This window comes from Prevotella sp. RM4, from assembly GCF_000701965.1.
In the GTDB taxonomy this organism is placed as follows: Bacteria; Bacteroidota; Bacteroidia; order Bacteroidales; family Bacteroidaceae; genus Prevotella; species Prevotella ruminicola.
Map to the genome: position 1 here is coordinate 128465 of NZ_JNKG01000008.1, position 18125 is coordinate 146589.

General features: G+C 49.6%; 16 protein-coding genes. 9 read left to right on the forward strand and 7 right to left on the reverse strand.

What is annotated here, in order from left to right:
* Positions 1-45: 45 nt before the first annotated feature.
* Positions 46-579 carry an NUDIX domain-containing protein gene (locus tag T499_RS0106675; protein ID WP_033150320.1) on the reverse strand — a complete coding sequence of 178 codons (534 nt, stop codon included), beginning with the start codon at positions 577-579 and terminating at the stop codon, positions 46-48.
* A gap of 6 nt (positions 580-585) precedes the next feature.
* Positions 586-2037 (reverse strand): sialate O-acetylesterase, encoded by a 1452-nt coding sequence (locus T499_RS0106680; RefSeq protein WP_013063551.1) that lies wholly within the window; start codon positions 2035-2037, stop codon positions 586-588.
* 115 nt (positions 2038-2152) lie between these two features.
* Between T499_RS0106680 and T499_RS0106685 the strand changes: the two genes are divergently transcribed.
* Positions 2153-3001: an alpha/beta hydrolase gene (locus tag T499_RS0106685; protein ID WP_033150321.1), complete on the forward strand. Its 849-nt coding sequence runs from the start codon at positions 2153-2155 to the stop codon at positions 2999-3001.
* 10 nt (positions 3002-3011) lie between these two features.
* The gene (locus T499_RS0106690) at positions 3012-3299 is read left to right on the forward strand and encodes a DUF4491 family protein (protein ID WP_013064403.1); all 288 of its coding nucleotides are present in this window, start codon (positions 3012-3014) and stop codon (positions 3297-3299) included.
* Between the two features lie 39 nt (positions 3300-3338).
* Here the strand turns inward: T499_RS0106690 and T499_RS0106695 are convergent, their stop codons facing one another.
* Positions 3339-4493, reverse strand: coding sequence for a TlpA disulfide reductase family protein (locus T499_RS0106695; protein ID WP_033150322.1), 1155 nt, complete (start codon positions 4491-4493; stop codon positions 3339-3341).
* A 165-nt stretch (positions 4494-4658) separates the two neighbouring features.
* Between T499_RS0106695 and pnp the strand changes: the two genes are divergently transcribed.
* From pnp to T499_RS0106725, 6 genes are all read left to right on the forward strand, one after another.
* Positions 4659-7001: a polyribonucleotide nucleotidyltransferase gene (pnp, locus tag T499_RS0106700; RefSeq protein ID WP_033150323.1), complete on the forward strand. Its 2343-nt coding sequence runs from the start codon at positions 4659-4661 to the stop codon at positions 6999-7001.
* A gap of 300 nt (positions 7002-7301) precedes the next feature.
* A complete protein-coding gene (rplM, locus tag T499_RS0106705) occupies positions 7302-7763 on the forward strand; it encodes a 50S ribosomal protein L13 (protein WP_013063360.1) in 462 nt (153 codons plus the stop codon).
* A gap of 9 nt (positions 7764-7772) precedes the next feature.
* The gene (gene rpsI, locus T499_RS0106710; protein WP_013063558.1) at positions 7773-8159 is read left to right on the forward strand and encodes a 30S ribosomal protein S9; all 387 of its coding nucleotides are present in this window, start codon (positions 7773-7775) and stop codon (positions 8157-8159) included.
* A gap of 120 nt (positions 8160-8279) precedes the next feature.
* The gene (gene rpsB / locus T499_RS0106715; protein WP_013065523.1) at positions 8280-9089 is read left to right on the forward strand and encodes a 30S ribosomal protein S2; all 810 of its coding nucleotides are present in this window, start codon (positions 8280-8282) and stop codon (positions 9087-9089) included.
* A gap of 36 nt (positions 9090-9125) precedes the next feature.
* A complete protein-coding gene (tsf, locus tag T499_RS0106720; protein ID WP_013064482.1) occupies positions 9126-10124 on the forward strand; it encodes a translation elongation factor Ts in 999 nt (332 codons plus the stop codon).
* 61 nt (positions 10125-10185) lie between these two features.
* A complete protein-coding gene (locus T499_RS0106725; protein WP_033150324.1) occupies positions 10186-11145 on the forward strand; it encodes a carbohydrate kinase family protein in 960 nt (319 codons plus the stop codon).
* A 122-nt stretch (positions 11146-11267) separates the two neighbouring features.
* Here the strand turns inward: T499_RS0106725 and T499_RS0106730 are convergent, their stop codons facing one another.
* Positions 11268-13070, reverse strand: coding sequence for a DEAD/DEAH box helicase (locus T499_RS0106730; RefSeq protein ID WP_033150325.1), 1803 nt, complete (start codon positions 13068-13070; stop codon positions 11268-11270).
* 9 nt (positions 13071-13079) lie between these two features.
* Complete coding sequence (locus T499_RS0106735) at positions 13080-13874, reverse strand: flavodoxin (RefSeq protein WP_232221070.1); 795 nt, start codon at positions 13872-13874, stop codon at positions 13080-13082.
* A gap of 68 nt (positions 13875-13942) precedes the next feature.
* Between T499_RS0106735 and T499_RS0106740 the strand changes: the two genes are divergently transcribed.
* Positions 13943-14476: an LOG family protein gene (locus tag T499_RS0106740; protein ID WP_013064753.1), complete on the forward strand. Its 534-nt coding sequence runs from the start codon at positions 13943-13945 to the stop codon at positions 14474-14476.
* Here the strand turns inward: T499_RS0106740 and T499_RS0106745 are convergent.
* Both T499_RS0106745 and T499_RS0106750 read right to left on the reverse strand, forming a co-directional pair.
* The gene (locus T499_RS0106745; protein WP_052173507.1) at positions 14454-15635 is read right to left on the reverse strand and encodes a serine hydrolase domain-containing protein; all 1182 of its coding nucleotides are present in this window, start codon (positions 15633-15635) and stop codon (positions 14454-14456) included. The two genes, T499_RS0106740 and T499_RS0106745, sit on opposite strands and share 23 nt — an antisense overlap.
* A 365-nt stretch (positions 15636-16000) precedes the next feature.
* A complete protein-coding gene (locus tag T499_RS0106750; protein ID WP_033150326.1) occupies positions 16001-18124 on the reverse strand; it encodes a S46 family peptidase in 2124 nt (707 codons plus the stop codon).
* Between the last annotated feature and the right edge of the window lies 1 nt (position 18125).

The window sequence follows — 18125 nt, forward strand, 5'->3', positions numbered from 1 at the left end:
AAAAACTCTCTTCCACCTTATTTATATAGAGGATTTTCAGATTTATTAACAATTCTGTGCTAAGAAACGGTGTACGGCTTGGCGTATGGAGCGTAGTCCGAAACGCTCTACATACACCTCTCTGAGAGGTACCCACTGCAGTTCGGCGGCATCGTCGTCGGCTTTTACTACAGCCTCGCCTGTTACGTGGCACAGGAAGAAGAGGTCGAGCGTGTGTATGTCCATACCCGAGTAGTGATAAACGTTGGGGATAGAGAACTGGTACTCAACGGTGTCGGAATCGATGTCGAGTCCGGTTTCTTCCTTGATTTCCCTCACCATGCCCTCTTCGGCGTTCTCGTCGTTATCTACAAATCCGCCAGGCAGGTCGAGTGTGCCCTTGGCAGGTTCCTTGCCTCGTGTGGCTACTAGCAGTTCGCCTTTATCGTTCAGGATAAAAGCGGCTGTTGACGCACGTGGGTTCTGATAGAATGTGAACCCACAGTTGGCACAATGGCGGCTCAGTGCGTTATGAATCTTAAAATCCTGACTGCCGCACTTAGGGCAGAATCGGAATACTTCTAATGGATGCTCTGTCATAAGCGTTTACCAGTTATCTGTTCTGAATGGGAATAATGGCAGATTGGCGCCGTTTTTTACGTTGCCTATCTGGAAATTTTTAAAGCAGTATCGTACAGCCACGGGCTTTTTAACCTGAGGCGACGACAGCTTGATGGCCTCGTCCCAATAACCGCCGCCGGGCTGCCAGAAGTGCTGGGCCTGAGCGGGATAGAACACCTTGTCGTCGCCTGCAATCTCAAAGCCTTGGATGTCTTCGAATGGGGCGTCGGTGTGGTAGTTGTTGTCTAAGTGGATATAGATGGCATCGCCCTTGATGTTCATGTCCTTAAAGGTTGAACTCTGGTAGAGGATGCCCTCAAAGCCATAGTCGCGAGCCAGTGCCGTGTAAGCCAGTCGCTCACCTACCTGTTGTTTTTGTGCAGGGTGAATCTGGCTGTATTCGTAGGGGTAAACCAGGTCGTTGATGCATATCAGCGAGCTGTTGGGAATTATTTGTTGTGCTTTGAACTGCTGTTCGCGCAGCAGGGCGCCGCTGGTAGCATTGTTGTCATCGTCGTAACGATAGGGGGCTATCTGTACGAAATAGAAAGGAATTTCGCCCAAACCGAACTGACTGCGCCACTGATCTACCAACAGCTTCAAACGCTGAGAATATTGGTCGCCAGGATCGCCTACGTTCGAACATCCCTGATAGAACAGAATTCCCTTGACGGTATAGTTCAGGATAGGGTTGAACGTGCCGTTACCCCATAGCAGTGAGCGGTGGTAGTCGTACTGTGCCCATTTCTTGCAGATTTCAACAGAGTCGGTAGGATCGTTGGTGTATTTCTCCAGATTCTCTTTGGTGAGCCAGCTTTCTACACGTGAGCCACCTTTGTTAGCCTCGATGAGTGCGATGGGGATGTCGAGTGCCTGGTGCATGGTGCGTGCAAAGAAATAACCCGTGGCAGAGAAGTCGCCAACGGTCTTAGGTGTACATTCGCGCCACTCGCACTGGGCGTCGTTCTGGGGGGTGGCTGCCATTACGCTAGGTATCTTGATGCTTCGTACACCTTTGTGGTTTTTGGCATCAATCACCACCTGATTGTAATCTTTGACCGGGCACATCCAGAAACCTTTTACAGGCATCTCCATGTTCGATTGTCCGGCACAAACCCATACTTCGCCACTTAGCACATTGCTGATGGTGAGCTTGTCGCCATCGTCGAATGTGATGGATAGTGGGGTATAGCTGGCTTTTGGTGTTTTAACTTTTACCAGCCATTCGCCGTTTTTGTCGGCTTTGGCAGTGACCGCTTCGCTGCTCCACGAGGTCGTTACTTTTACGGTTTTTCCAGGCTTTGCCCATCCCCAAAGGCGGGCATCGGTTTGCTGTTGTAAAACCATATTGTCACCAATTAGGTGTGGCAATTTTACTTTGGCCTGAGAGCCAAATGCAAGTACTGTAAGAGCTGTAATAGCTAAGATTTTCTTCATAATTTATCGTAAAGTTTCAAGTTTCTGCTTGCAAAGATAATAAAAATCCGTAAAAACCACGTAATCCGTAGCTTTTTTTTAGTACCTTTGCGCCAAAATTAAAATTATTAAAACAATGAAGTGTGTTAGAATCCTATTATCAGCAGCATTGCTGACTCTTTCGACAACTATTTTTGCACAGAAACCTACCACCATGCCACTCTGGCCAAATGGACCAGAAGTAGTGAGCTCGGATGGTAATGATCAGGCAGAACTAACTGTTTATCTGCCCGATGCCAACAAGGCTACCGGTCGTGCTGTAGTGTGCTGTCCTGGTGGCGGTTATAGTCATCTGGCTATGGACCACGAGGGGCATCAGTGGGCGCCTTTCTTTAATACGCAGGGCATCGCTCTGATTGTACTGAAATATCGTATGCCTCATGGTAACCGTATGGTGCCTATCTCTGATGCTGAGGAGGCTATCAAAACGGTTCGTAGTCATGCTACCGAGTGGCATATCAACCCTAACGATGTAGGCATCATGGGTTTCTCGGCAGGTGGTCATCTGGCTTCTACCATCGCCACCCATGCCAAGGACAATGCTGCGCCGAATTTCCAGATACTCTTCTATCCGGTTGTAACGATGGATCCGGGCTTTACACATAAGGGCTCGCACGATAACTTCTTGGGAAAGGCACCTGAGGACAAGAAGGCGCTGAAGGAGTATAAGAAGTTGGAGTTTGAGTTTAGTAACGACTTGCAGGTGAATCGTACCACACCGCGTGCTTTCTTGGCGCTGAGCGACGATGATAAGGCTGTGCCTGCGGCTAATGGCTTTAACTACTATCAGCAGCTGTATAAGCACGATGTACCAGCTTCAATTCATATTTATCCTACAGGTGGTCATGGTTGGGGCTATCGCGAAACCTTTGCCTATCATTACGAGATGGTTTTTGAGTTGAAAGCCTGGTTAAAAAGTTTCTAAATTGTAGCGTATGTATTTTACAGGTATTATTATAGCTGCCAGTACTTTTCTGGCTATTGGCGTGTGGCATCCGATTGTTATTAAAACCGAGTATTATTGGGGCACACGTCCCTGGATTGTATATCTCATTGTGGGGTTGGCTTGCATCGCGGGCGCCCTGTTTATCGAGAATGCTATCCTTTCGTCTATCGTAGGTGTGTTTGGCGCCTCCGCCTTGTGGGGCATCGGTGAGCTGTTTGCTCAAAAGAAACGTGTAGAGAAAGGTTGGTTCCCCAAGAATCCTAAGCGCAAGTACTAAAAAGAAAAATCCCTTCCAGAATCGGAAGGGATTATTTGTTTACAAAAGCTTTTTGATTTCAGCTTCGAGGTCGGCAATCTGAGATGCTCGTTTAACCAGATTGTTGCCGCGGTCGATAACAAAGAAGTCGGGAACAGCCTGAATGTTGTAGAGTGTCAGACGCTGCGAACCTGCGCCATCCTCGTCGCGAACGCTGATCCAAGGCAGTGCTGCTGTCTGCTGTTTCCAGAAGTGCTCGTCGCTGTCGAGACTTACCTGGTAAATCTCCAATCCCTGAGCGTGATATTTATTATACAATTCGCGCAGCTGAATGATACGTGCTGGAGAATCCTTGAGAGCGAATACATGGAAGTCGAGCAGTACAACCTGACCCTTCAAATCAGTCAGATGACGCATGTTACCTTTGTTATCGAGCAGAGCGATATCCAGTACACCAGCCTCCTGAACCTTGCTGGCCTCGATCTGAATGTCGGCATTCTGAGCCTCTACGATACGCTGGTTCTTCATGCCTTCGATGGCAATGTTGTGCAGGTTCTGTCCGCGCTCAGCGTGTGGGTAATATGTATCCCAGCTGGTAGCAACGGCTGCAAAAGCCTTGATATCTTCCTTGTTGGCACGAGGATTGAAAATCAGGTAGTTGCCGATAGCCTGGAACAGAGCGAAGTAGGCATATGCCTTGTAAGGCTCTTTGTAGATATAGTTGCGCTTAACCTCTTCCTTGTAAGCGTTAATCATGCTCTGGATGCTGTCGTTGGCCTTGGCAATGCCTAACTCGGTGTTGCTCTGCAGCGCAATGGCCTTGGCCTGCAGGTCGATCTGCTTGAGTGCCAGCTCGCGAATCTTCTCACAGTTTTCAGAACCGCTGATGGTGTAGTTTGATGCCATACCAGGATACTGACCCTTAACCTGAACAGTCTCGGTAGAATCGATGCTTACGTTGATAATCTGGTCGGCAATGCGCAAACGATAGAACTCAGGGGCTGTAGTGGCATCCTGACTGAACGAGAAGTCGCCATTGTCGTTAAGCTTTACAGAGTCGAGCACGTTAATGCCCTCCAAACCTACGTTTTCGAAGTAGAGCACAGAGTCCTTAGCACCGGCAATCTGGCCCTCGACGGTAAACTTATTGTTGTTGCACGAGGCAATCGATAATGCAGCCAGAACTACGGCTGCTGCTTTACAAATATGTTTCATTTTTTCTAATTAGAATTTCGTTTTGCGGGTGCAAAGATATAATTTTTTTAGTGAATAGTGAAGAGGAATAGTGAAAAATTAAAAAAAATATTGAGTTTTCTCGTTTATTAATATAATTATGTGTATCTTTGCGGCTGTTTTTTATATTTTAGATGTTTTATTAAGATGAACGTAATTACAAAGACCCTTCAATTGGCTGATGGACGTACCATCACCATTGAAACCGGGAAAGTGGCAAAACAGACCGACGGCTCTGTTGTTCTGCGTATGAACAACACCGTATTGCTCGCCACTGTTTGTGCCGCAAAAGATGCAGTTCCCGGAACAGATTTTATGCCTTTGCAGGTAGATTATCGTGAACAGTACAGCGCAGCCGGACGTTTCCCCGGTGGATTTACCAAGCGCGAAGGCAAAGCCAGCGACAACGAAATCCTGACATCACGACTGGTGGACCGTGTTCTTCGTCCACTCTTCCCTTCGAACTATCACGCTGAGGTATTTGTGAATGTAATGCTGCTCTCAGCCGATGGTGTTGATCAGCCCGACGCCCTTGCAGGTTTTGCTGCTTCGGCTGCTCTGGCTTGCTCGGATATCCCATTCGAGTGCCCCATCAGTGAGGTTCGCGTAGCCCGTGTCAACGGTGAGTATGTTATCGATCCTACCTTCGAGCAGATGAAGGATGCCGATATGGACATCATGGTTGGTGCATCGGCCGAGAACATTATGATGGTAGAGGGAGAGATGAAAGAGGTGTCAGAACAGGATATGATCGGCGCTCTGAAGGCTGCTATGGCTGCTATCAAGCCAATGTGTGAGCTTCAGGCTGAACTCTCAAAGGAACTTGGTAAGGATGTTAAGCGTGAGTACGACCACGAGGTGAACGATGAGGAGCTGCGTGAGCGTATGAACAAGGAGCTGTATCAGCCCGCTTACGATGTTACCAAGCAGGCTCTGCCCAAGCAGGACCGTGCTGATGCCTTCGAGAAGATCCTGACAGACTTCAAGGAGAAGTATGCTGCTGAGCATGCCGACCTGACTGAGGATGAGATGGAAGAGAAGTATGCCATGATGGATCGTTACTATCATGACGTTGAGCGCGACGCTATGCGCCGTTGTATCCTCGACGAGGGTATCCGTCTCGATGGTCGTAAGACCGACGAGATCCGTCCTATCTGGTGCGAGGTTTCGCCTCTGCCAATGCCTCACGGAAGTTCAATCTTTACTCGTGGTGAGACACAGTCGCTTTCTACCTGTACTCTGGGTACTAAGCTCGATGAGAAGATGGTTGACGATGTGCTTGAGCACGGTTATCAGCGCTTCTTGCTGCACTATAACTTCCCTCCATTCTGTACTGGTGAGGCCAAGGCCCAGCGTGGCGTAGGTCGTCGTGAGATTGGTCACGGTCACCTGGCATGGCGTGGACTGAAGGGCCAGATTCCTGAGGACTTCCCTTACACAGTTCGTCTGGTAAGCCAGATTCTTGAGTCTAACGGTTCTTCATCTATGGCTACCGTATGTGCTGGTACACTCGCCCTGATGGATGCCGGTGTTCCTATGAAGAAGCCTGTTTCGGGTATCGCCATGGGTCTGATCAAGAATCCTGGAGAAGATAAGTACGCTGTATTGAGCGATATCCTCGGCGACGAGGACCACCTGGGTGATATGGACTTCAAGACCACCGGTACAAAGGATGGTCTGACCGCTACTCAGATGGATATCAAGTGTGATGGTTTGAGCTTCGACATTCTCGAGAAGGCTCTGATGCAGGCTAAGGCCGGTCGTGAGCACATCCTGAAGTGTCTGACCGATACTATTGCTGAGCCACGTGCTGAGATGAAGCCTCAGGTTCCTCGCATCGTTCAGATGGAGATTCCTAAGGAGTTCATCGGTGCTGTAATCGGCCCTGGTGGTAAGATTATCCAGCAGATGCAGGAGGATACTGGTGCTACTATCACTATCGACGAGGTTGACGGTGTAGGTAAGGTCCAGGTATCAGCTCCTAACAAGGAGAGCATCGATGCCGCTATCGGTAAGATTAAGGCTATCGTAGCTATTCCTGAGGTAGGCGAGGTTTACGACGGTGTGGTTCGTTCTATCATGCCTTACGGATGCTTCGTTGAGATTATGCCTGGTAAGGACGGTCTGTTGCACATCAGCGAGATCGACTGGAAGCGCCTTGAGACCGTTGAAGAGGCTGGTATCAAGGAGGGCGACCACATTCAGGTTAAGCTCCTGGAGATTGATCCTAAGACAGGTAAGTACAAGCTCTCTCATCGTGTACTGATTGAGAAGCCTGCCGATTATGTTGAGCGTCCTGCTCGTGGTGAGCGTCGTGAGCGCCCAGAGCGTAATGGCGAGCGTCGTGACCGTCGTCCCGACCGTGGCGATCGTCGCAACGGTGAGCGTCATGGTGAGCGCCGCCCACGTCCTGAGCAGCAGCAGACTGAGGCTCCAAAAGAGGAACAGCCAAAGGACTTCAGCGACTCGTTAGATAACATGGATTTCTAAGAAAGAAATCTTAAAAATAAAGAAAAGCGTTAAATTTGTCTAAATTTGACGCTTTTTTCTTTTGCGCGTACCTTATATAATAAAAATAGTTAGTACCTTTGCACACCGATTTAGGGGAGAGACTTAGAATCCCCGTGAAATGTTGTGTGAATAGCGGTGTCTTTGGCCGGGCATGGCGGTTCGTGAATCAGCGTTTCTTGCGACGTTAGACTGACAACCGGGAGTTAGACCCTGGGAGTGAGTTTATGCGCGTACATATTTAATTATAAGTTAAACTGTTTTTTAGTAGTAAATTTAAAAATGAACACTTTGAGTTACAAGACACTTTCTGTAAACAAGGAAACAGCAAAGAAGGAGTGGGTGGTAATCGATGCCACAGACCAGGTTGTTGGTCGTCTCGCTTCAAAGGTAGCTAAGCTGATCCGCGGAAAGTACAAGCCAACTTTCACTCCACACGTTGACTGTGGTGACAATGTAATCCTTATCAACGCCGATAAGGTAGTTTTCACTGGTAAGAAAGAGACCGATAAGGTTTATACCCGCTACACAGGTTATCCTGGTGGTCAGCGCTTCAATACTCCTGCTGAGCTTCGCAAGAAGAACGGTGGTGTTGACAAGATGCTGCGTCACGCCGTTAAGGGTATGCTGCCAAAGGGTCCTCTGGGCCGCAGCCTGCTGAACAACCTCTTCATCTATGAGGGTACCGAGCATCCACATGCCGCTCAGCAGCCAAAGACTATTGATATTAACCAGTATAAATAATAAGGAAAGATGGAAGTAATTAACGCAATAGGTCGTCGTAAGAGCTCTGTAGCCCGTGTATACGTAACAGAGGGTACTGGTAAGATTACGATCAACAAGAAAGATTTAGAGGTATATTTCCCATCAGCTATCCTGCAGTATGTGGTTAAGCAGCCACTCGCACTGCTCGAAGTAGCTGAGAAGTATGACATCAAGGCAAACCTCGACGGAGGTGGTTTCACAGGTCAGAGTCAGGCTCTGCGTCTCGCAATTGCCCGCGCTCTGGTGAAGATCAACGAAGAGGATAAGAAGAAGCTGAAGGATGCAGGTTTCATGACACGTGATAGCCGTGAGGTTGAGCGTAAGAAGCCAGGTCGTCCAAAGGCACGTCGTCGCTTCCAGTTCAGTAAGCGTTAATCCCGCTGAAGAACTTAGCGCAAGTTTAGTATCTAAACCCGCTGGATTCCTTTGGACTACCGTCGGGCTGATTCTAAGAAGAATTAAAAAGAAAGTAAACAATTTAAAAGAAGTAAGAAAATGTCAAGAACAAATTTTGATCAGTTGCTGCAGGCTGGCTGTCATTTCGGTCACCTGAAGCGTAAGTGGAACCCCGCTATGGCTCCTTATATTTACACAGAGCGTAACGGTATTCACATCATCGACCTGCATAAGACAGTAGCCAAGGTTGACGAGGCTGCTGAGGCCCTGAAGCAGATTGCCAAGAGTGGCAAGAAAATCCTGTTCGTCGCTACTAAAAAACAGACAAAGGAAGTGGTTGCTGAGAAGGCTGCAAGCATCAACATGCCATACGTTATCGAGCGTTGGCCAGGTGGTATGCTCACAAACTTCCCCACAATCCGTAAGGCCGTTAAGAAAATGGCGAACATCGACCGTCTGATGCAGGATGGAACCTACTCAAACCTCTCAAAGCGTGAGCTGCTGCAGATCACACGTCAGCGTGCTAAGCTCGAGAAGAACCTGGGTTCTATCGCCGATCTGACTCGTCTGCCAAGCGCACTCTTCGTAGTTGATGTAATGAAGGAGAACATTGCCGTTCGCGAGGCTAACCGTCTGGGTATCCCCGTATTCGGTATCGTTGATACTAACTCTGATCCTAACAATATCGACTTCGTTATCCCTGCTAACGACGATGCTAAGGACTCTGTAGAGGCTATCCTGAATGCCTGCTGCACCGCTATCGCCGAGGGTATCGAGGAGCGTAAGGTAGAGAAGGCCGACGAGAAGGCTGCTGATGCTCAGGCTGAGGGCGAGGAGCCTAAGGCTAAGCGTGCTCCACGCAAGGCTCGCAAGGATGCTGAGCCAAAGGCTGAGGCTGCTGCTGAGTAAAATGTAATAATGTAAAAATTAAAAAATTAAAAGATAATGGCTATTTCAATTGATGATATCAAGAAGCTTCGCGCAATGACTGGCGCTGGTCTGGCTGACGTAAAGAAGGCTCTGACCGAGGCTGAGGGCGACTTCGACAAGGCTAAGGAGCTCCTGCGTGAGCGTGGCCTCGCTATTGCTGCTAAGCGTAGCGACCGTGAGACATCTAATGGTTGTGTACTCGTTAAGAGCGTTGATGGCTTCGCTGCTATGATCGCCCTGAAGTGTGAGACCGACTTCGTTGCTAACGGTGCCGATTTCATTGCTCTTACTCAGAGCATCCTCGACGCTGCTATTGCTGCTAAGGCTAAGGATATTGAGGCTGTTAAGGAGCTTACTCTGGCTGACGGTCAGAAGGTTCAGGACGCAGTTACTCAGCGCTCTGGTATCACCGGTGAGAAGATGGAGCTGGATGGCTACCTGACTCTCGAGGGTGAGAACATTGAGATCTACAACCACATGGCAAAGAACACTCTCTGCACCATGGTTCAGACCAACAAGCCCGCTGCCGAGCAGGGTCACCTGGTAGCTATGCAGGTTGCTGCTATGAAGCCAGTAGCTCTCGACGCTCAGAGCATCGATCCAAAGATTCTCGACGAGGAGTACAAGACTGCTGTTGAGAAGTCAAAGCTCGAGCAGGTTCAGAAGTTCGTTGATATGAAGCTCAAGAAGGCTGGTTTGAACCCCAACCTGGTTGATTCTGAGGATCACATCGAGAGCAACATGTCTAAGGGCTGGCTCACACAGGAGCAGGCCGACGAGGCTCGCAAGATCATTGCTGATGCAAAGGTTGAGGGCGAGGCTAACCTGAAGATGCCAATGATTGAGGGTATCGCTAAGGGTCGTGTTGAGAAGTTCAAGAAGGAGAACTGCCTGGTTGACCAGGAGTTCCAGTTCGGCGACGGCGACAAGGCTACTGTTGCTCAGTGGCTCGCTAAGCAGGACAAGGATCTTAAGATCGTTGCCTTCCAGCGCTTCACACTCGTTGCTGACTAATTCATTTAGCAATATAGACAGGATCGGCATTGCGAAAGCAGTGCCGATTTTTTATGAGACTATGAGAAAAGTAATAGGAATAGGAGAAACTATACTGGACATCATCTTCCGCGACGATCAGCCTATTGGTGCTGTGCCTGGCGGTTCGATGTTCAACGGACTGATATCGCTTGGTCGTAGCGGCGTAGATGCGGCTTTTATCAGCGAAACGGGCAACGACCGTGTGGGGCGTCGCATCATCAGTTTCCTGGAGGATAATCATGTTGATGCCTCGAACATCAGCGTGTATCCCGAGGCTAAATCGCCCGTATCTCTGGCATTTCTGAACGAGAACAACGATGCCGAGTATATCTTTTATAAGGATCATCCCCACGACCGCCTGGAGTTTATCACGCCCGATATCCAGCCTAACGATGTGGTGATGTTTGGCTCGTTCTATGCCATCAACCCTGTTATCCGTCCACAGATGCTGGCATTCCTGCAGTATGCACACGAGCAGGGCGCCATACTTTACTACGATGTAAACTATCGTGCGTCGCATCTCAAGGATCTGGTGAAGGTTACGGCTAATATCCTTGAGAACTTTGAGTTGGCCGATATCATCAAAGGCAGCTCGGAGGATTTTGAGAATATGTATAACAAGACGGGGGCCGATAGCGTGTACCGTTCGCAGATAGATTTCTACTGCAAGAACTTTATCTATACGCAGGGTGCCCAGCCTATCGAGTTCCGTGCGCAGGGTGGCTTGGCCAAGCAGTATCCTGTAGCAGCCACACAAACGGTTAGTACCATTGGCGCAGGCGATAACTTTAATGCCGGCTTTGTGTACGGACTGCTGAAGTATGGCGTTACACGTGATATGCTGCACGAGGGCGTTGATGCGGCCATCTGGGATAAGGTGATAGCCGAGGCTCAGCAGTTTGCTGCCAATGTGTGCGGTAGCATTAATAACAGCGTTGATACCGCCTTTGGCGAACGCAAAAAAACAGAATACCTTTCTGAGCTTGAAGCAATGGAATAGTTTTTTGGGCACGGATTAACACGGCTTTAATAAATTAAAAACACGGCTATAGTTGCAATGCTAAAGCCGTGTTTTTTTATAAAAAAAGCCGTGTTAATCCGTGCCTAATACTATCAGCCTAATTATTTCTTTTTCTTTCGTGGCTTGCGCATGGCCCAGCCTTCTTCGCTAAAGTCGGGTTCCTTGCCTTTCAATTCGCGTGGTGCCTTGCCCATCAGCTCGCGCCAGTTATCTTTCTTCTGATGCTTGGGCTTGGCTGAACGCTCGCCGCCCTTGCCCTGTCGCTCGCCGCCCTTGCTGGCGTCGTCGGCGTCGTTGCAACGCACCGTCTGACCCTTGTAGCGGATACCTGTCAGCTGCAGCATTACCTTCTTGGCATCCTTTTCGGGCACCTCAAAGTACGATATGCTATCCAGCAGGTCGATATGACCCACCTCCTGGCGTCCGCCCACAAATCGGTTCAGCGTCTGCATCAGCTCGCCTGGGTAGAAACCGTTGCGCTTACCAAGGTTGATAAACAGTCGGCGGTAACCCTTCTGCGGCTTGTTCTGCAACTTCTGTTTGTCACTCTGCTGGCGTCGGTCCTTCTTTTCAGGCACCACAGGCTCAATCTCTGGTGCGTCGGCATAGTAGGCCAGGAACTTACCAAACTCAAGCGATACAATCTTCTTAATCAGCTCGTCCTTGTCGATATACTCGAAGTAGCGGTTGATATCCTGCATGAATGGGGCAATCTCCTCATCGTCAACGTCGGTCTTAACAATCTGGTCCATCACCTTATAGAGCTGCTTTTTGCAGATCTCTTCGGCCGATGGAATCTCGGCCTTTACAAACTCCTTGCAGATAATCTTCTCGATGTTACGGATCTTGAACTTTTCGCGACTGTGTACAATCGAGATAGATGTACCTTTCTTGCCCGCACGGCCTGTACGACCTGAGCGGTGGGTATAGCTCTCGATGTCATCAGGCAGTCCGAAGTTAATCACGTGCGTCAAGTCGTCAACGTCAAGTCCGCGTGCAGCCACATCGGTAGCTACCAGCAGCTGCGTCAGGTGGTTGCGGAACTTCTGCATCGTCTGGTCGCGCTGCTGCTGGTTCAGGTCGCCATGCAGCGATTCGGCATTGTAGCCGTCTTTAATCAGCTTGTCGGCCACCTCTTGTGTCTCTACCTTGGTGCGACAGAAGATAATGGCAAAGATGCGTGGATAGAAGTCAACGATACGTTTCAGCGCCAGATATTTATCCTTGGCGTTCACCATATAGTAAATGTGGTTTACGCTCTCGGCGCCCTCGTTGCGGCTGCCCACAACTATCTCTTTGTAGTCGTGCAGATACTTCTTAGCTACACGCTCCACCTCTTTGCTCATGGTGGCCGAGAACATCAGCGTGTGATGATCGGCCGAGAGCGACTCGAATATCTCGTTGATACTGTCTGAGAAGCCCATATTCAGCATCTCATCAGCCTCGTCGAGCACAATGTTAGTTACCTGCTCCAGGCGGGCAATGCCGCGATGCATCAGGTCAACCAGTCGGCCTGGTGTGGCCACGATAATCTCAACACCCTTTTTCAGAGCACGCATCTGCGGCTCGATGGCAGCGCCACCATACACGGCCTCTACGTGCACGCCATCCATATATTTGGCAAAGTCGCGCAGGTCGTCGGCTATCTGCAGGCACAGCTCACGTGTTGGCGAGAGCACCAGTGCCTGTGTGTAGCGCTGTGTTGTGTCGATGCGCTCAAGCAATGGAATGCCGAACGCTGCTGTTTTTCCGGTACCAGTCTGGGCCAGGGCTATCACATCGTTTTCGTTGCCCAGCAGGTATGGTATTACCGCCTCTTGTACAGGCATCGGATGTACAAACCCTAACTCTTCGATGGCTTTGCGAATCTGCTCGCAAACGCCTAATTCTTCAAATGTCTTCATTAAATAAATTTATCTTACTACTTCTGTAAATTCTGGCTTGCCGCCCTTTTCTACGGTTACGTAGATGGTAGCGGTGGCCTCTTCGCCGTTCTGGCCGCGTGTTTTTACGCTGAACTTATAGTCGGTGCCATCGGGCGTTTCGCGCTTACCTACTGTCTGAGGTGTGCCGAGAGGGAACTGATAGCTCGAGCAGGCTGCATCAAACAGCGCCTTCTCGGCATCGGTTACGGGCTTCTGTGCTGTATAGGCTGGCAGGGCTTTTACTGCGCCCTTCTTGTAGCCGTTCTCTGTCAGAAAACGGTCCAGCTCCTTGGCTGCTTTAGCCACGCGGGCTGTACGTACGCCATAGCCCTGGGCAATCTTGGCTTTGGGCAGTGCCTTTTTCAGGTCGGCCGATGATGTGTTCAGTCCGCCGCTGCCAAAGGTGCAGAAGGGCACAATTGTCTTACCTGCAAAATCCTGCCCGTTCAGCAGGGTTACTATCGGATTGGCATAGGTGCCAAACCAGATGGGGTATCCTAAAAAGATAACATCGTACTTACTCATATCCTTTTTAAGGGGCTTGATAGCTGGCCACTGGCCGTTAGCTCGCTCCTTGTTGCCACGCTGGATGGTAGCCTGAAAATCGCCTGTATAAGGCTCAACAGCCTCTACGGCTTCGATGTCAGCACCCAGTTGTTTCTGGATTTCCTCGGCTACGGTCTTGGTTGTACCATTCTCTGAGTAGTAAAGCACCAGCTTCTGCTGTGCCCAGCTCGTTGCAATGCCTGTAATCATTGCCAATGATAAAAATAGTTTTCGCATAATAATTTTGTTTAATTGTCTATAATCGTTTGCAAAGATACAAAATAATTTGTAATTTTGCAAGCATTATGAAAATATGTGTGTTTTGTTCTGCCAACGAGCAGATTGATGCCGAGTTTTTTACGCTAACTGCCGAGCTTGGCAAGTGGGCTGCTGAGAGTGGTCATAGCATCGTGTATGGCGGTGTTAACCAGGGCCTGATGGAGTGTGTGGCCAAGGCTGCCAAAACGGCTGGCGGCCGTACCATCGGTGTGGTGCCTACCAAGGTAGAAGAAACGGGACGCACCAGCGATTACGTAGAGATAGAGATACCTTGCGATAACCTGACCGACCGCAAGCAGCTGATGATGGACCAGAGCGATGTGTTTATCGCCCTGCCAGGCGGCATCGGCACGCTCGACGAGGTGTTTACTGTTGCCGCATCGGCCACCATCGGCTATCACCACAAGCCCGTCATCCTATATAACATGAAAGGCTTCTGGGATCAGCTGATAGCCCTGATGGACGATCTGCAGGCCCGCGGCATGATTCGCGGCGATTGGCACCAGTACATCAAAGTGGCTAACAGCTTAGACGATATCAAAACTCTTTGCAGTTGCTAAGCAACTCAAACATGTAAGGTATAAAGGCGTAGGTGTCGTCGCGCTTGCCAAAGCGTACCATGATGAGGTTCTTGTATGGGTTTACATACAGCACCTGTGCACGTATGCCGTGAGCGTAGAATCCGGGGTATTCGGGCTTTTCGGTCATCCAGCTCGTGTTGTACCAGTTAAAGTGGTAGCCTTCGTTATCGGTATTGTAATCGGTTGATTGCCTGATCCACTCCTCGCTCACAATACGTTTGCCGTTCCACACGCCCTTGTTCAGATACAGTCGACCTATCTTGGCTATATCTTTCATGCTGGTGCTGATGCCGCCAAAGGCATGGGCCATGCGGTGTTTCTTGCTATCGATGTTTACGATGGCAGGCGATTCCATCTGTAGTGGCTTCCATACCTTCTCGCTCAGGTAGCTGGTATAGCTTTGGCCTGTGGCGCGCTGTATAACTACGCCCAGTATCTGTGTGGTCATACTCTCGTATTTGTGCTTGGTTCCCGGTTCGTTCTCGAATTTCAAACCGCGAATCTGCTTCATTACGTTTTTGCCATAGTTAAGCTTGGCCATGGCGTTCAGGCGTTTCAGGTCCTTCAGTCGTAGCGAGTAGGTGTCGTCAAAGTCAAGTCCGCTACGCATGTCAAGCAAGTGTCGGATGGTTAGTTTCTGCCACATTTTATTCTTCTTTTTCAGCTCTGGCAGATAGTCGGTTACAGGGTCGTCGACGCTTTTAATATAGCCCTCGTCAACCGCAATGCCGCAAAGCAGCGATGTGATGGATTTTGAAACCGAGAACACCGTAGCCAGTCTGTCGGTAGTGATATCGCCTACGCATTTTTCGTAGATGATGCTGTCGTTCTGTATAATCAGCACGCCCTGTGTATCGGTCTTGCCGTCGAGTGCCTGCCATAGCGTTCTTGGCTTTTTGTAGGCGGGTGGTTGCGTAAAAAAGTGCAGGGTGTCTATCCATTCGGCCTGCTGCTTGGCGTAAGGAAAGCTGAATGCGGTTGGGCCGTTGGCAATCGTATCGTGCACGTGATGCTCAAAGCTGTAGGATGTAGGTCCGGCTGCGCCGTCGGCCTTGTAGCCGCGAACGATGGCGCACGATGTAAAAATCAGACAACTTGCAGCTAAGGCAAGGTTGTTAAGTAATTGCAGTTTCTTCATTTTTTTCTACTATCTGTTTTGTTAATTCCGGCTGCAAAAGTACAAATAGTTTTTCATATTCCAAGCGCCTGTTTGCAAAACGTCTAAATATTATACATTCCCATTTATGGGAGCATAATGTTCTTCGACAAGCGAAGCGGCAAAGCCGATTTCCCACGTTGGGAATGAAACGTTCCCAGGTTGGGAACAAAACATTCCCAAGTTGGGAAAAAATTCGCGCTTTTGCAGGCGATGGGACATAGCATCTGCTAACGTTTTTTATTTATAGTCTATAGGCCGGCATCGAAGCCAAGGCTCGAAAAGAAGCAGTGTGGATTACCATCAGGTAGTCCACACTGGCTTTTTATCATTGTAAGTGCTAATATTTACTTGGCACCAATCTCTTTAATCAGGCGGTCGGCTTTGCCCCAGCTTTCCATCATGTACAGCACGTAGCGGATATCAACGCCGATGCAGCGGGCCAGCTGCTTGTCGAAGAAGATATCCGAAGAAAGGCTGTCCCAGTTGCCATCAAAGGCCAGGCCGATGAGCTCGCCCTTGCCGTTGAACATAGGCGAACCTGAGTTACCACCGGTGATGTCGTTGTTCGACAGGAAGCACAGGTGCATCTTACCTGTGGTTTTATCGGTATATTTACCAAAATCCTTCTTAGAGAGCAGCTCCTTCATGATAGGCTCGGCCTCGTAGTCGATAACGCCCTGCTCGCCGCGGTTCATCTTCTCAACAATGCTCTCGGCTGTGGTGTAGTAGCCTGAGGGCTTGCCGGCCAACAGGTACTCGCCTACCTGACCGTACGAGAGGCGCATGGTGAAGTTGGCATCGCTGTAGTTTGGCATATCCTCCTCCATGCGCAGCTTGGCAGCACACAGGTAGCGCTCCTGCACGGCGATAGAATCGTAAACCTCGGTAGCCTCGGCTATAATGTCGCTTATGGTGTTGTTAAGGCTCTCGCCAAAGGCCACACCAGGATCCTTACGGAAGCTCTTCTTGTTGATATAGATTTTCTTGCCGTGCTTCATCAGCTGCGACTTCTTGAACAGATAGTCGATATACTTCTGATAGTTGCCGCCAAAGTCGCGATCAACTACCTGATAGAAGTCGGGCAGGTATTTCTCCTCAACCTGAGTGCGATAGAATGCCATGGCTGCAGCCTGAATCTCCTTGTCGGTAGCCTCGTCCCACTCGTTGCTGTTGTCTTCGAACTCTATGTACTGGCTCTTGGGCTTATTCTCATCGCCCTTAACGGTAGAGCCGTTCTGGGCACGATAAGCACGGCGTGTAAGCTCGTCGGCGCTACGGCCGCCAAAGGTCTCGCTAAAGTAGGTAAGTGCCTTAATGGCCTTGAACTGCTTAGCGTACAGGCGCTCCAGAAGGTCGAAGTCGAGTTTGCCCTTCAGGAATCCCGTAGAATCCTGCCAGCAGCGTATCTTCTGTTCGAACTCGGCCTTCTGCTTAATCAGTCCGATAGAGTCGATACACTTGTTCATACCGATAGAGTTCTTCCAGTAGTTTGAGCTCTGGGCGTACTTAGAGTCGTACTTGATACGTACAGCCTCGTCGGCACGCATGTGGCGGATCATGATGTCCTGCTTAATCTCACGGGTTTTATAGCGTGGCTCATTTTCGGCATCGCGACGCTCGCGGATACCATAGCTCGACAGATAGCGGTTGGTAGAGCCAGGATAGCCGATGGTCATAGAGAACGAACCTGGCACGTAGCCCTGCAGCGATACGGGGGCCCACTTCTTTGGGTGGTAAGGCACGTTATCCTTTGAGTACTTGGCAGGACCGCCGGTTTTTGGATCAACATAGATGCGGAAAACCGAGAAGTCGCACGTCTGTCGGGGCCACATCCAGTTGTCGGTCTCGCCACCAAACTTACCCATCGATTTGGGCAGGGCGAACACCAGGCGAACATCCTCATAGTCGCGATAGGTAGTAAGGAAATAGCGGTTGCCCTCGTAGAAAGGCTTCAGCTCTACACGCAGGGTGGAATCCTGCTGGCGGATGGCCTTGCTCATAGCGTTTTCTACAGAATCAACAAACTGGGCGCGCTTGCTTTGTGCCAGGTTGTTAAGTCCTAATGAGTCGAGATAGGCTGTTACATCCTTCTGCTCAATCATAAAGCTTACAAACAGGCCCTCGTTGGGCAGCTCCTCTTCGTAAGAGTTTGCCACAAAGCCGTTCAGCATGTAATCGTGCTCAACGGTAGAGTGCGAGCGGATGGCCTCGAAACCACAGTGGTGGTTGGTAAACACCAGTCCATCGGGCGAAACGACTACACCCGAGCAGAATCCACCAAAGTTAACCACGCAGTTTTTTACGGCATCGTCGCCGTAGTACAGTGCGCTGTAAGGCAACTCAAAGTTCTCCTGCTTCATGGTTTCGTAAACGGCATTGGGCAGGTTGTAAAGTGTCCACATGCCTTCGTCGGCCTTAACGCTTGTAAGGCTGCATGCAGCAAGTAAAGTAAAAAGTAACTTTTTCATA

Bases quoted from the DNA above. Each gene is read 5' to 3' on its own strand.
- rplM (WP_013063360.1), top strand. From the start codon at position 7,302: ATGAACACTTTGAGTTACAAGACACTTTCTGTAAACAAGGAAACAGCA.
- rpsB (WP_013065523.1), top strand. From the start codon at position 8,280: ATGTCAAGAACAAATTTTGATCAGTTGCTGCAGGCTGGCTGTCATTTC.
- T499_RS0106685 (WP_033150321.1), top strand. From the start codon at position 2,153: ATGAAGTGTGTTAGAATCCTATTATCAGCAGCATTGCTGACTCTTTCG.
- T499_RS0106695 (WP_033150322.1), bottom strand. From the start codon at position 4,493: ATGAAACATATTTGTAAAGCAGCAGCCGTAGTTCTGGCTGCATTATCG.
- T499_RS0106725 (WP_033150324.1), top strand. From the start codon at position 10,186: ATGAGAAAAGTAATAGGAATAGGAGAAACTATACTGGACATCATCTTC.
- T499_RS0106690 (WP_013064403.1), top strand. From the start codon at position 3,012: ATGTATTTTACAGGTATTATTATAGCTGCCAGTACTTTTCTGGCTATT.
- T499_RS0106675 (WP_033150320.1), bottom strand. From the start codon at position 579: ATGACAGAGCATCCATTAGAAGTATTCCGATTCTGCCCTAAGTGCGGC.
- T499_RS0106745 (WP_052173507.1), bottom strand. From the start codon at position 15,635: ATGAAGAAACTGCAATTACTTAACAACCTTGCCTTAGCTGCAAGTTGT.
- rpsI (WP_013063558.1), top strand. From the start codon at position 7,773: ATGGAAGTAATTAACGCAATAGGTCGTCGTAAGAGCTCTGTAGCCCGT.
- T499_RS0106750 (WP_033150326.1), bottom strand. From the start codon at position 18,124: ATGAAAAAGTTACTTTTTACTTTACTTGCTGCATGCAGCCTTACAAGC.
- T499_RS0106735 (WP_232221070.1), bottom strand. From the start codon at position 13,874: ATGCGAAAACTATTTTTATCATTGGCAATGATTACAGGCATTGCAACG.
- tsf (WP_013064482.1), top strand. From the start codon at position 9,126: ATGGCTATTTCAATTGATGATATCAAGAAGCTTCGCGCAATGACTGGC.
- pnp (WP_033150323.1), top strand. From the start codon at position 4,659: ATGAACGTAATTACAAAGACCCTTCAATTGGCTGATGGACGTACCATC.
- T499_RS0106680 (WP_013063551.1), bottom strand. From the start codon at position 2,037: ATGAAGAAAATCTTAGCTATTACAGCTCTTACAGTACTTGCATTTGGC.
- T499_RS0106730 (WP_033150325.1), bottom strand. From the start codon at position 13,070: ATGAAGACATTTGAAGAATTAGGCGTTTGCGAGCAGATTCGCAAAGCC.
- T499_RS0106740 (WP_013064753.1), top strand. From the start codon at position 13,943: ATGAAAATATGTGTGTTTTGTTCTGCCAACGAGCAGATTGATGCCGAG.